The sequence below is a fragment of the Chryseobacterium jejuense genome (assembly GCF_900100075.1).
In the GTDB taxonomy this organism is placed as follows: domain Bacteria; phylum Bacteroidota; class Bacteroidia; order Flavobacteriales; family Weeksellaceae; genus Chryseobacterium; species Chryseobacterium jejuense.
This window is the reverse complement of record NZ_FNEG01000003.1, coordinates 609,070-622,353: the sequence shown is the minus strand read 5'-3', so window position 1 is coordinate 622,353 and position 13,284 is coordinate 609,070. Positions and strand designations below refer to the sequence as shown.

Genomic DNA, 13,284 nt, shown 5'->3' with positions numbered 1-13,284 from the left:
GGCAAAAACAATGGAAAAACCTTACCAGTTGTTCAAACCGTCTTCCAAAGCTTTCTCATAATTTTCTATATCAAAAGAGTAAAGATCGGGAGATCTGTGAGCGCCAACATATTTTTGTTCATCAAGTTTTATTAAAACATTTAAGTTTTTGATCTTTCTGTAAAAATTACCCCGGTTCAGCGATTTTCCTAATATCGCTTCGTACAGTTTCTGTAGCTCCGGAAGGGTAAACTTTTCCGGCATCAGATTGTATCCGATAGGTTTGGAAGATATCTTTTCCCGTAACGTAAGCAATGCTTTTTCAATAATTTCACGGTGATCCATTCCAAGAACAATTTCAGGCAGCTGACGCAGATACACCCATTCACAGGCTTCACTTACATCATCGGCTACAGGACTTATTTCAGAGGAATTATAAAGCGCATAATATCCTACGGAAATGAATCTCTGCTTTTGGAAAAGGGTTTCATCAAACTCATCAAAATAGAGCTGACTTCTGTTTTTTCTTCCAAAAACGCCAAATTCTTCCAGAAATACGTCAGTAACACCTGCTCTGTCTTTCAACACCCTTACTACTGCTTCATCCAAATCATCATCTCTTCTTACATAGCCACCCGGCAGAAGCCATTGCTTTTTGTATTTCATTCTTACCAGCAATACCTTCAGTTCATTCTGGTCAAAACCAAAAACAACCGGGTCTACTGAAATATGGGGAAGATAAAGTTCTTTTGCTTCAGCAGATTTCTGTAAGATTTGTTCCTTGGAATCCATATAATCCATAAAAATAAATGTGTGTTATTGCAAATGTAAAGATAAAATTGAATAATACTTAAAAAAAACTCTTTGTGGGAGCAGGTTGTAAGAAAAAAACATATAACACGTACAGGTGAAATCAATCATAATTAATCAGTCTTTTTTATGAAAATGCCTACCTTTGAGGCCGTTAAAAAATGTATCCAAAATATGGAGTCATCAGGATATATTTCTATTCAATAAAAAATTTTAAGATGCAGGTGAATTCTACCAATGGTATTTCCAGAACAGTGGTCTGGTTAATGGCTATTATTTCAGGGCTTGTAGTGGCCAATAATTATTACAACCAGCCTTTATTGGCTTTAATCTCAGACGATCTTAACGTTTCCGAAGCCGCAGCCAGCAAAATCTCCGTATTAACTCAGATTGGTTATGCTTTTGGGCTGTTGCTGATTGTACCGCTTGGAGATAAGTTTTTCAGGAAGAAATTAATTCTTATAGATCTGTTTCTTGTTTTTGGATCCCTGCTTTGGATGACCTTTGCCAATCAATTATGGATGTTGTATGCTGCCAGTTTATTAATTGGGGCTACTTCTGTAATCCCTCAACTGTTTGTGCCCATTGCAGCTGAACTTTCATCAGATAAAGAAAAATCGGCCAATATCGGATTAGTAATGTCCGGACTTTTATTGGGAATTCTTCTTTCCCGTTTCATTGGTGGTATTGTAGGTGAAGTATGGGGCTGGAGAGCAATGTTTGGAATTGCTGCTGGATTAATGATTTTAGTTTGGTTGGCCGTTTATAAAATGCTTCCGGAACTATCTCCCAATTTTAAAGGTACTTACAAAGAATTGATGCGTTCCGTAGCTCATCTTGCTAAAACACAACCGATTCTTCAATTGGCATCTTTCCGTGGGGCTATGGCTTTCGGATCTATGTGTGCTTTATTTACAACATTGGTTTTTCATATGGAGAAACCACCTTTTAATGCTGGTTCATCCGTAGTAGGAAGTTTTGGGTTGGCAGGTGCAGTAGGTGCTTTAGCAGCAGCAAAAGTAGGAAAGCTTCAAAAATACCTGGATATCAACCGTATCATCTTATATTCATTACTGATTCTTATTGGAAGCTGGGGATTCACTTATTTTGGCGGCGAAACCTATTGGGGGTTAATTGTAGGAGTAATTCTTGTAGACCTTGGCGTACAATCCAGCCATATTATGAACCAGACCAATTACTTTTTAATCAAATCCAATGCAGTAAACAGGCTAAATACAGTCTATATGGTTTCTTATTTCATTGGAGGATCACTAGGAACGTGGCTGGCGTCTCTTGCTTGGCAGAAAGCACAATGGACAGGTGTTTGTGTTGTAGGAACTACTTTTGGACTTCTTGCCCTGATTGCCCATGTCTTGTTTTGTAATAAAGTGAATAAGGTGTAAATTCTGTGGAGAAACATAAACATACAGTTTGTCATTAACTACGTCGAAATAATATTCATCGACTAAAAGGAGATAATCTTAGATTTCCGTAGGAATCTGGACTATTATATTCCAAAAGTGAAGCTGAAGCCCCACGAAATAACAAATAGAAATTAAAGTTTTTCTGCAGCAATATTCTATGTGGCTATGTGGTTTAAAAAAAATAAATTTCACCATATAGGCACGTAGATCTCTTACGTAAATAAGAAATATTCGTGCATTGGTGGCAATAAAAACAATTTGTAGCTTGTATTCTTTCTAATTATTCTCTACAATCTTCCTGCTTCTCAATAAATTTTCGGTGCTTCCCGCCCCAAGTATTTAATGCATCCCATATAGGAATCAGTTCTCTGGCAATATCTGTAAGCTCATAATCTACTCTTGGTGGAACTTCCGCATATACCGTTCTTTTTACCAATCCTTCCTTTTCAAGTTCCTTCAACTGAAGTGTAAGCATTCTTTCTGTAATTCCCGGAATCGCTCTTTTAATTTCACTAAAGCGTAATGTCTCATCTCTTAATTTACTCAGAATAAACAACTTCCATCTTCCACCGATCTTACATACGGCATAGCTCAAATCACATTCCTGAATATATTGTTTATTGATATTATTGGTTGAATTCTCTTTTATCTTCCCCATACTTACAAATTTGTTCGTACCATACATTGGCCTGTATATAGTGCAAATGTAAGGCATGAAAACTAATTTTGTCCCCATAAAAGCAGATAAATAACAATAGCGCTACTGTTCACTGCAAAGAATATTAACTTAAAATTAAAACAAAATGCAGTTGACACCTAAAATCAATCAGATTTTAAACCATTTAGAAAAAATACAGTCTTTTAATCCACAAAATCCATTGGATGATGCCAGAAAATATCTTGAAGCCATGTCTTTACAGCTTAGTGCTAAAAAAGAAGCCGTGGCTATGATTGAAGAGCTTGATATTCCAATGGAAAATCATCAAATTCCCATCAGAATCTACCGTCCAAAGGGAAAAACTGTTCAGAAATCCTCAGCTATTATTTATATTCATGGCGGATGGTTTATCGCGGGTGGTTACGAAACCCACGACGCAGTTGTCCGTAAACTGGCCAATGCAACAGGATCTGCTGTTATTTTCATAGATTATCGTCTTGCTCCGGAACATCCTTTCCCTGCAGGTTTGAATGATTGTCTTGACGTTGTAAAGTGGATCATAGGCAATGCAGACTCTTTGGGAATTGATCAAGATCAGATAGGAATTATAGGAGACAGTGCTGGCGGTGCTTTATCAACTGCTGTTTCTACCCAAATTGGGGAACTCTTTACATTTCAGGTTCTGATTTATCCTGCCGTGGATAACCAGCTAAATACAAAAACCTGGGAAATATATGAAAACGGACCGGTTCTTAATAAACAAGGTGGAGTAGATGCCTGGAACTCGTATCTTCCTAAGGAGGAAAGCAACAATCCGTTAGCTATTCCTATTCTAATAAAAGATTTCAAAAATACTCCATCAACACTGATTATTATTGCAGAACATGATCCTTTGGCGGATGATGCAAGACAGCTTGCTGAAAATATGCAAAATGCCGGAGTACCCCTTACTACCAGCTTTTACAAAGATATGGTTCATGGTTTTATGCACATGGGCGAAATTTTGGAAGAAACGCAACTGGCCGTTAATGAAATGGCAGATTTTGCTCAGCAGCATTTTAAATAAACCCATCCAAAGAAATAATCATGAAAAAGTATGCCTACATCGGATGTTTGGGATTTATTGCTGTGATTACAACAGAATTCGGAATTATTGGAATCCTGCCACAGGTGGCTGAGTATTATAAGATCAGTATAGACAAAGCCGGTTATCTTTTAAGTACTTTTGCTTTGGTCATTGCTCTTACAGGACCTTTTATGACTTTACTTACTTCAGGAATCAATCGTAAAAAGGTGATGACAGCTTCTATCCTTATGTTCCTCATCACCGGAATTATCTCTTCATTTTCTCCTCCTTTCTGGCTATTGATGCTGGTGAGAATTCTTCCTGCATTTTTACAGCCTGTATATATTGCAACAGCACTGTCTGTAGCAATATCCGGAGCAGATAATAGTAAGAAAAATGAGCTGATGAGCACTGTGTTCAATGGTGTGGCTATAGCAATGGTTACTACAGTTCCTTTTGCTACCTGGATTTCGGGGCTCTATTCATGGGAATATTCATTTATGATACAGGCAGCAGTGAGCTTGGTTGCATTGGGAAACATTCATTTTCTTCTTCCGTCAATGCCCGTCAAAGAGAAAAAGTCATATGGAAGCCAGATTAAAATTTTAAAGCAGCCATCCTTTATTTTGAGTACACTTACTAACTTTTTTATGATTACCGCCTGGTTTTCTACCTACAGTTATTTTGCCGATTATCTTGGAAAAGCCAAAGGAATGGATACTTCAATGGTAAGCTATATGTTATTTCTATTTGGAATTATTGGAATTATTGCGAACAAAATTGCCGGTAAAATGCTCAATAAAAATGTAACGGTAACGCTGGCATTTTTCCTTTCCGGAACAATTCTTATTCCCGTATTATTGTATATTTCCAATGGAAACTTGCTAGCTACTATCTTTGTGATAGGAATCTGGGGTTTCCTTTATTCTCCAAGCTTTCTGAATGCTTCTACTTATATGATCTCGGCAGCTCCTGATGCATTGGAATTTGCAAACAGCCTGGCTACTTCATTTGGAAATCTGGGAGTTACTTTGGGAACTACGATCGGTGGCTGGATCATTATCACCAAAGGAGTAGAATACACCCCTTGGATAGGCTTTATTTTCGGGATTCTTGCATTTCTGATGATCATAGTAAGGAATATCATTGAAAAAAAAGGAGAGATAATTTCTAGTTGTTCGGAATAAATGTAACAAATTTTATTACATTAAAATAAATCCGTATCTTTGTTATACTAAATTCGAATTAAAATTAAATAAAATGAAAATAGAAATCTGGTCGGATGTAATGTGTCCGTTTTGCTATATCGGAAAAAATAATTTTGAACAGGCCTTAGAAAAATTGCCATTTAAAGATGAAGTAGAAGTAGAGTGGAAGAGCTTTCAGCTTGATCCAACATTAGACTCCAATACCACTCAAGATACCATTCAATATTTCAGAGAGAAAAAAGGAGTGGGTGAAGCCCAGGCAAAACAAATGCTGGCTCAGGTTACCCAAATGGGAAAAGGAGCAGGTATTGATTTTGATTTTGGAAAGACTTTAATCACGAATACTTTCAGTGCCCACAGATTGCTTCATTTGGCTAAAAAGCACAATAAATCTAATGAAATGGAAGAAGCATTGTTTATCGCTCATTTTATTGACGGTAAAAATGTAGGTGATTCTGAAGTATTAATTTCTCTTGCTGAAAACTTAGGTATTGCTCAAGAAGAAGCCAAAGAAGCGGTTACTAGCGACCAATTAGATTACGAAGTAAACCAGGATATTATGGAGGCAAGAAACAATGGTGTTTCCGGTGTTCCTTTCTTTGTCCTGAACGGTAAGTATGCAGTTTCCGGGGCTCAACCTGTAGAAGTTTTTGAAAACGCATTGCAACAGACCTATAAAGAAACGGTAAGTCCTTTTAAAGATCTCTCAGGAAACAACGGAGCTTCCTGTGATGCTGATGGATGCAGCATTTAATTATATAAACCCCAAGCTATTTTAGGTTGGGGTTTTTATTTTAATATGACTTACAATATTTTTTAACGTAAAGAATTAATAAACTTTATAATAATTTTAAGAAGCAAAGGCAGATAAATCTGCTACCCGAAGCTGAATGTTTTATTATGGCAATGCATTAAATATATTAAGCATCCAAGCACTAGTGTTATTTGTGAAAACATTAGTTCAATTAGTGTTGAAAATTACTCGAAGTAATATGAAAACAGCTAACATTCTGACAAACTTCAGTAAAAACTCTCGTATCTTTGTAATACAGTATAAATCTATATTTTTCAATGATAAAAATTAATAATGAACTTCATTTTCCTGTTGCAGACAGTCTTTTTGTTTTTGCACTGGATTCTGAAGCAGGAACAGTATTCGATGATAAGAATAAGTTAATAACAGGAATCGGGAAAGTAAATGCAGCGATAGAGCTTACTAAAGAAATTCATGCCAGAAAACCGAAATTAATTGTTAATCTAGGCTCTGCAGGAAGCAAAGGATTTCATAAAGGAGAGGTAGTTTGTTGTACCAAGTTTATCCAAAGAGATATGGATGTAAGAGGGTTAGGTTTTAAACTGTATGAAACCCCTTTATCCGGAGTTCCACCTGTTTTAGAGTATGGTCTTAAAATGGACAGCCTGAAAGAAGGAATCTGTGGAAGTGGTGATAGTTTCGAAATGAATCACTCTGAAACCGATTACAATATTGTAGATATGGAAGCCTATCCTTTAGCATTAATTGCACAAAAAGAGAACATCCCATTCCTATGCCTGAAATACATCTCTGATGATGCGGGGAGCGATGCTGCCGACGATTGGAGTGTTCAGGTACATCTTGCTTCTGAAGCATTCAAAAAAATATTATTTTCTTAAAACTGATTTAAAATGGCATCAATTATTATCAACAAAGCCTCTGCTAAAGAGATAGATATTATTCAGAAGCTGGGGATTCAGACTTTTTCTGAGACTTTCGCAAAAGACAATACTGGAGAAGCCATGGAAAAATACCTGAAAGAAAGCTTCAACACAGAGAAAGTAACTGCAGAACTTAATAATCCGGATTCACATTTTTATATTGCCTGGGAAGAGGATAATCCTGTTGGCTATCTGAAGGTGAATTCAGGGAAAGCACAAACAGAGTTACAGGATGAAACCAGCCTTGAAATTGAAAGAATTTATGTGAAGAAAAGCCATCATGGTCAAAAAGTAGGACAGTTACTTTATGACCAAGCGCTAAACACTGCCCAACATCTCAAAAAGTCATATCTGTGGTTGGGAGTCTGGGAAGAAAATCTGAGAGCTTTAAACTTCTATAAAAAGAATGGCTTCATTGAGTTTGATAAACATATTTTCAGGCTTGGAGATGAGGAACAGACGGATCTGATGATGAAGAAAATATTGGATTAAAGATAAGTTTCACTAAGATTTATTTTCTCACGCAGATTATTGAGATTTTTTATCGCCACGAATGCACGAATTATTTGTGTTTGTGAATAGCTTTGTAATTGTCATTCCATTGGAGTTTGATAAATATAACAGACTGGATTCTTACAGAATGACAAACTGTAATAAAAATTATTCGTGCATTCGTGGCAAAAAATAAAATTTTGTGTCTCCATATAAATTCTTTAACACCATGAACAGTTCAGAATTCTTAAAGCAAATCAACAGCTATTATCCATTATCAGAGGATACTACTTCTGCTATGATGGCTATTTGCAGCGAAGAACAGTACAAAAAAGGTGATCTTCTTCTGGAATCCGGCAGCATGGCAAGGTATTATTATTTTATACAATCTGGATTAATAGGGTACTACACAACTGATGAAGAAGGAAACTCCATTTATAAGATCTTCTTTGAAGAAAACAGCTTTGTAGCTTCTACATCAGCTATTATCAAAAATGAACCGAGTGATTTCAATATTATTGCTCTTGAAGATTGCAAAGTGATTAAATACCCGGTTAAAGCTTATCGTGAATTATTAGAAAAACACCACGATCTTGCTCTTTTTCACATCCGGTATCTGGAGAAAAATTGGGTGGTAAAAAAAGAACCACTGGAAGTTTCCTTAAAATATGAAACGGCAAAACAGCGATATCATCTATTACTTGAAAACGAATCATTACACAACAGATTGAAACAAAACCAAATAGCTTCTTATTTAGGGATTACCCCAACTCAGCTCAGTCGTATAAAAAAGGAAAAAAATTAATAAAAGCTTCAACATTTGTTGAGGCTTTTCCATTTTTATCGGTGCAAATTTGTTCTGTCATAAGATCATGAACCTTTGATTATGTAAATAAAAGATCTTAAATTTATATAAGAGGTACATTCATGATCTATCCATCATTAATTAAATTTTAAAAGCATGAACAAGTTAATCAACATTGCTGTTGTTCTTACTGCCTTCGCACAGTTTTCAGCACAGAAGATCATTCATCAGGAAGTTTTCAGTCCTAAGATGAACAAAAAGATCAAAACTATTATCATCACTCCCAATGTACAACCCAATACAACCTATCCATCTGTATATATTCTTCATGGTTTCAGCGGTAATCCGGACAGAACTGTAAAGGAGGATATTCCTGATCTGGTTCAGAAAGCTCAGCAGTACAAAACCATTTATGTGTTACCTGATGGAAATTACAGTTCGTGGTATGTAGATAGCCCAATTGTTAAAGATTCTCAGTACCAAACCTTTATTGGGAAAGAACTTGTTGATTTTATTGATAAGAACTATCCGGTAAAAGCTGAAAAGAAATTCCGTGGAATTCTGGGATGGAGTATGGGTGGTTATGGAGCAACCAACATTGGAGTTACCTATAACAAAACTTTCGGGATTGTAGGAAGCTCGTGTGGAGCTTTAGATTTTACTGTATTCGGAGAGGGATACAATAAATATATGGTTAGTAAAGTATTAGGCCCTTTTGAATCTCTAAACACTAATTTTCTTACAGACAGCAAGATTAAATTAATGGCTACAGCCGGGCAACGCTACATTTTCGATTGTGGAACAGAGGATATTCAAATGATAGGGCAGAACAGAAAATTCCATGCTAAACTAACTGAACAGAAGATTCAGCATTTGTATACAGAATCATTAGGAGCTCACGATACTCAATATTGGAGCCGCTCATTGTCTGAACAGCTAACCTTATTTGACAAGTATTTCAAATAGTATAAACTATAACAAACCTTACCCTAAAATCCTTTTTAAGAGCCTACTTAAAAAGGATTTTTTTTGTCAAACAGTCTTAGAATTTTCAAAATTTCCGAAACTGCAGATATTTTAAATAAAAAATTAGAGTTATTGTTATTTATTTTTATCTTTGTTTTTAATTATTCCAAATAAGAATAAATAAAAAACTAATGAAAACTTTTCTTACAAAAACCTACTTCAAGTCATTGATTTTCTTCAACATCAATTCAATAAACGAAAAGTTAGCTTCATTTATCCAGCCTGAACTCCTTTAAAAACTTATATGAATAACTCCATTATTCTTCCACATAAAGCAACAGGTAAGATTATTCCTCTGTTTTATGTAACTCAATTTTTGATAATTCTAAGAAATGATACATGGGAAATTTTAAAACTTAAACACTACAGAAGAGCTTTATGAAATTACAATTCAAACTAATGAAAAACAATATACTGCAACAAAAACCATAACATGAAAATACTTAAAACCTCTATATTCCTTTTAACACTTACTCTATTTTCGGCCACTTTTTCGGCCCAACAAAGTGAACGCATCCATGGAAAAATCCTGGCTTCTGAAAAACTTCCTATAAAAAATGCAATTTTAAGGCTTGTTGATACATCTTATCAGGCAAAAACCAATAATCAAGGCGATTTTTACTTTGAAAATGTAGCTCCTGGCGAATACACTCTTCAGGTTGTTTTAAATGATATTGAGCTTATGCAGGAAAAAATCCGGATTGAGAAGGATGTTTATGAAATTCCTACCATTTTTTCCCCTACACAAAGCAATGCTATTGAAGGAATTACAGTGTATGCCTTCAGCAGAAATAAATTTTTGGATAAAGACAGTATCTCCGTTTCAAAAATGCCATTGAGGAATCTGGAAAATCCACAAGCTTATACAAGCATCAATCAACAAATCCTGAAGGAGCAGCTTACCTATGATGTTTCAGAAGTCCTTAAAAATGTTCCCGGAATGGTAAAAATGCAGGGAAGTCCAGGTAGAGGCTCAGGAGATGGAAGCTTCTACTACAGTCTTAGAGGATTTCCTACAAAGATATCAATGGTAGACGGAGTTCCAGCTACTACCAATGGGGAAATTGACCCTTCAGATATTGAACGTCTTGAAGTGATTAAAGGTCCATCAGGAACATTGTATGGAGGCGCTGTTACTTCTTTTGGGGGTCTTGTAAATATTGTCACCAAAAAACCTAAAGATTATTTTGGGGGTGAAATTTCTTATATGTTGGGAAGCTACAATCTAAACCGTGCAACAGTGGATGTTTATGGGCCTGTTACAGATTCCCGAAAGACTTTATTCCGTGTAAATGCTGCTTATCAATATCAAAATGGATTTAGGGATTCAGAATTCAGAAAGTCATTTTTTGTTTCACCGTCACTAAGCTATCAGGTAAATGATAAACTGAAATTCAGCCTTGGTGCCCAGATTTATAATTATGAAGGAACCAATACTCCTATTATCTTCCTACCAAGAGGGCGTGCATTTCTGGCTCATACTCCTGATGAAATGGGCTTTGATTGGAAAAGATCATACTCCAATAATGACATGACATTAAAGGCTCCATCTACCAATGTAAAAGCTGAAGTTAATTATAAAATCTCCGATAACTGGACTTCTCAGACCCTTATTTCAAGAAACTATAGAAAAACGGAAGGTTTGTACCAATATCAGTTTATCAGAGCAAAAGACACCGATGCCATGCTTGAACGTAATGTACAGGCACAGAATTCTGAAGCAGCTTCTACAAGTGTACAACAGAACTTCAATGGACAATTCAAAATTGGAAAAATCAAAAATAAGGTTCTTATCGGCTTAGATTATTTAAACCAATCTCTGAACAATAATCATTCACCAATTGTTAAATATGATGATGTCAATGGGCAGGCTTTTGGAGGCACGTATGGCTATATTTCAAAAGATCTCGCATTGCAAAAAATACAGACTTCAATGCAGGCTTCAAAAGCTCCACTTATAAGAAATACAATATCAAGTAATATCTATGGAGCCTATCTTTCTGATGCGCTTTACATCACAGACAGATTAATCACTTTATTAAGCTTACGCTTAGACCACTATGAGAGTAAGGGGCAATTGAATCTCAATAATAACCAGCGTTCAGGGGATTTTACGCAAACAGCATTATCTCCTAAAGTGGGTGTTGTTTATCAGATATTTAAAGATCGTTTATCTGTTTATGGTAACTATATGAATGGTTTCAGTTATACTCCTCCCGTTACTCAGCCACTTGCTGATTATAGTGGAGATATGAAGCCGCAAAAGGCCAATCAATGGGAAGTTGGATTTAAAGGAAATCTTTGGAAAAACCGTTTGAATTTTACAGTTGGATATTATGATATACTGGTTGATAATATGACAAGAGATATTGATGTAAGCCGAGATGGGGAAAAATATAGAGTAACCATTCAGGACGGAGAGCAAAGAAGCAAAGGAATTGAAGTAGAAATCATTGCCAATCCTCTACAGGGATTAAATATTATAACCGGCTATACCTACAATGACAGTAAATCTATAACAGAAGATCCGGAACTTGATGGCCGTCGTCCAGGTTCTGCCGGACCAGCCAGTGTCTTTAATTCCTGGGTAAGCTACACTCTTCAATCCGGTAGTTTACAGGGATTAGGTTTGGGCTTTGGAGTTAACCGTGTTGGTCACCAGCTCAGTGAAAATAAAAAAACAACAGGGAAGTTTACTTTCCCGGCTTATACCCTTATTAATGCCTCTATTTCTCTTGAGAAAGAAAGATACAGAATAGGATTTAAAATGAATAACCTGGGTAACGTACAATATTTTGCAGGACAGGGAGTAATTGTGGCTCAAATGCCTCGAAATTTTGTGGCTGAGGTAAGCCTTAAATTTTAATCATGAAGCTTACTTTTAGAAAAGCTGCCCTTCAATTACATCTATGGCTCGGATTAACATCCGGGCTTGTAGTTGTGATTATGGCTTCTACCGGATGTATTCTTGCTTTTGAAGAAGAATTAAAGAACTTCATACATCCTGACAGATATTTTACAGAAATGATTGGAACAAAAAAATTACCTCTTTCTGAACTTTCTTTACAGGCTGAAAAAGCACTTCCCGAAGAATTGAAAATTAAAAGAGTTCAAATATCTTCTGACCCATCCCGGACGTATGTATTCCGAACGCTTAAAATGGATAATGATGCATTAACTTATTGGGGAACTTATCTTTACTATTACAGGGTTTATATTGATCCTTACACTGGAAAAGTTCAGGAAGTGGAAGATGCCAAACATGATTTTTTTGAAATTGTACTGGATCTTCACAAAAGACTTTTATTAGGAGAAAAAATAGGAAAAACCATTACAGGATACTCAACCCTGATGTTGGCTATTATTCTTTTGTCAGGATTAATCATTTGGTATCCTAAAAAGATGAGTAAAAACATGCTGAAAGGAATGTTTTTTATTAAAATTTCAGCCAGCTGGAAAAGGGTTAATTATGACCTTCACAATGTCTTAGGATTTTATGCCATCATTCCTTTAATTCTTATTTCTTATTCTGCTTTGATATGGAATTTTGAAAATATAGATAAATGGGTAAAAAATACATTGAATGGGAAGGCTCCTACTGAACAGAAAGCCAAAAGCAGCCTACCGTCTGAAGAATTTACAAAACATGATTTTGTTTTGAACAGCATTGGTGAAAAGGTAGAAAAAGACCTGGTTAATAAAAAAGAAGCAATGATTAATTTTCCAAGATCTGAGGAAGGTACCTACTATGCAGAACTGACGTACGGAAATAAGCAATATCAGAATGAACAATATAATTTTGACCAATATTCTGGGAAAATCTTAAAACATCAATTCTATAAAGATGAAAAGATAGGGTATGGTACTGCTTTAAGAGAAAGAAATTATGACCTTCATACCGGAAGTATTTTCGGAGTCTTCGGGCGAATTATTTATTTGCTAGCCGGGATTATTGCCACCTCACTTCCCATTACAGGATTCATCATTTATTTCAACCGGAAAAAGAAGAAACCCAAGAAAAAACATCCCATCAGAAAAGGATAACTATTTATTGAGGCTGTCAAAAGTGTCATTTTGAATGAAATATAATGAGGAATTTTAATTGTAGAGATTCTTCGTTG

The 13,284-nt window shown here is 35.7% G+C and carries 12 protein-coding genes; 10 read left to right on the top strand and 2 right to left on the bottom strand.

The window, feature by feature from the left end; all coding sequences use genetic code 11:
- Nucleotides 1-21: 21 nt before the first annotated feature.
- Nucleotides 22-780: an NUDIX hydrolase gene (locus BLS98_RS11955; protein WP_317040635.1), complete on the bottom strand. Its 759-nt coding sequence runs from the start codon at nt 778-780 to the stop codon at nt 22-24.
- Between the two features lie 170 nt (nt 781-950).
- Here BLS98_RS11955 and BLS98_RS11950 point away from each other — a divergent pair, with 170 nt between their 5' ends.
- Entirely contained in the window at nt 951-2,192 is a 1,242-nt protein-coding gene (locus tag BLS98_RS11950; RefSeq protein ID WP_228436016.1) for an MFS transporter, read from the top strand.
- A 301-nt stretch (nt 2,193-2,493) separates the two neighbouring features.
- On the opposite strand, the gene BLS98_RS11945 is transcribed toward BLS98_RS11950, so the two are convergent.
- Entirely contained in the window at nt 2,494-2,871 is a 378-nt protein-coding gene (locus tag BLS98_RS11945; protein ID WP_089736832.1) for a winged helix-turn-helix transcriptional regulator, read from the bottom strand.
- Between the two features lie 145 nt (nt 2,872-3,016).
- Here BLS98_RS11945 and BLS98_RS11940 point away from each other — a divergent pair, with 145 nt between their 5' ends.
- The 9 genes from BLS98_RS11940 (at nt 3,017) to BLS98_RS11895 (ending at nt 13,207) form a co-directional block, all read left to right on the top strand.
- Nucleotides 3,017-3,937, top strand: a complete 921-nt coding sequence (locus tag BLS98_RS11940; RefSeq protein ID WP_089736729.1) for an alpha/beta hydrolase — start codon at nt 3,017-3,019, stop codon at nt 3,935-3,937.
- 20 nt (nt 3,938-3,957) lie between these two features.
- The gene (locus tag BLS98_RS11935; RefSeq protein ID WP_089736728.1) at nt 3,958-5,124 is read left to right on the top strand and encodes an MFS transporter; all 1,167 of its coding nucleotides are present in this window, start codon (nt 3,958-3,960) and stop codon (nt 5,122-5,124) included.
- Nucleotides 5,125-5,197: 73 nt separating this feature from the next.
- Entirely contained in the window at nt 5,198-5,899 is a 702-nt protein-coding gene (locus BLS98_RS11930) for a DsbA family oxidoreductase (protein ID WP_089736727.1), read from the top strand.
- Between the two features lie 317 nt (nt 5,900-6,216).
- Nucleotides 6,217-6,798, top strand: a complete 582-nt coding sequence (locus BLS98_RS11920; RefSeq protein WP_089736725.1) for a 5'-methylthioadenosine/S-adenosylhomocysteine nucleosidase family protein — start codon at nt 6,217-6,219, stop codon at nt 6,796-6,798.
- Between the two features lie 12 nt (nt 6,799-6,810).
- On the top strand, nt 6,811-7,332 hold the full coding sequence (locus BLS98_RS11915) for a GNAT family N-acetyltransferase (RefSeq protein WP_089736724.1): 522 nt from the start codon (nt 6,811-6,813) through the stop codon (nt 7,330-7,332).
- A gap of 229 nt (nt 7,333-7,561) precedes the next feature.
- Nucleotides 7,562-8,137, top strand: a complete 576-nt coding sequence (locus tag BLS98_RS11910; RefSeq protein WP_089736723.1) for a Crp/Fnr family transcriptional regulator — start codon at nt 7,562-7,564, stop codon at nt 8,135-8,137.
- A gap of 156 nt (nt 8,138-8,293) precedes the next feature.
- Complete coding sequence (locus tag BLS98_RS11905) at nt 8,294-9,103, top strand: alpha/beta hydrolase (protein WP_089736722.1); 810 nt, start codon at nt 8,294-8,296, stop codon at nt 9,101-9,103.
- 493 nt (nt 9,104-9,596) lie between these two features.
- Nucleotides 9,597-12,029: a TonB-dependent receptor gene (locus tag BLS98_RS11900; RefSeq protein ID WP_089736721.1), complete on the top strand. Its 2,433-nt coding sequence runs from the start codon at nt 9,597-9,599 to the stop codon at nt 12,027-12,029.
- Nucleotides 12,030-12,031: 2 nt separating this feature from the next.
- A complete protein-coding gene (locus tag BLS98_RS11895) occupies nt 12,032-13,207 on the top strand; it encodes a PepSY-associated TM helix domain-containing protein (protein ID WP_089736720.1) in 1,176 nt (391 codons plus the stop codon).
- Nucleotides 13,208-13,284: the final 77 nt, after the last annotated feature.

Coding starts and splice junctions, on each gene's coding strand:
- BLS98_RS11895 (WP_089736720.1), top strand. CDS start 12,032: ATGAAGCTTACTTTTAGAAAAGCTGCCCTTCAATTACATCTATGGCTC.
- BLS98_RS11905 (WP_089736722.1), top strand. CDS start 8,294: ATGAACAAGTTAATCAACATTGCTGTTGTTCTTACTGCCTTCGCACAG.
- BLS98_RS11950 (WP_228436016.1), top strand. CDS start 951: ATGTATCCAAAATATGGAGTCATCAGGATATATTTCTATTCAATAAAA.
- BLS98_RS11910 (WP_089736723.1), top strand. CDS start 7,562: ATGAACAGTTCAGAATTCTTAAAGCAAATCAACAGCTATTATCCATTA.
- BLS98_RS11920 (WP_089736725.1), top strand. CDS start 6,217: ATGATAAAAATTAATAATGAACTTCATTTTCCTGTTGCAGACAGTCTT.
- BLS98_RS11900 (WP_089736721.1), top strand. CDS start 9,597: ATGAAAATACTTAAAACCTCTATATTCCTTTTAACACTTACTCTATTT.
- BLS98_RS11930 (WP_089736727.1), top strand. CDS start 5,198: ATGAAAATAGAAATCTGGTCGGATGTAATGTGTCCGTTTTGCTATATC.
- BLS98_RS11935 (WP_089736728.1), top strand. CDS start 3,958: ATGAAAAAGTATGCCTACATCGGATGTTTGGGATTTATTGCTGTGATT.
- BLS98_RS11945 (WP_089736832.1), bottom strand. CDS start 2,871: ATGGGGAAGATAAAAGAGAATTCAACCAATAATATCAATAAACAATAT.
- BLS98_RS11940 (WP_089736729.1), top strand. CDS start 3,017: ATGCAGTTGACACCTAAAATCAATCAGATTTTAAACCATTTAGAAAAA.
- BLS98_RS11955 (WP_317040635.1), bottom strand. CDS start 780: ATGGATTATATGGATTCCAAGGAACAAATCTTACAGAAATCTGCTGAA.
- BLS98_RS11915 (WP_089736724.1), top strand. CDS start 6,811: ATGGCATCAATTATTATCAACAAAGCCTCTGCTAAAGAGATAGATATT.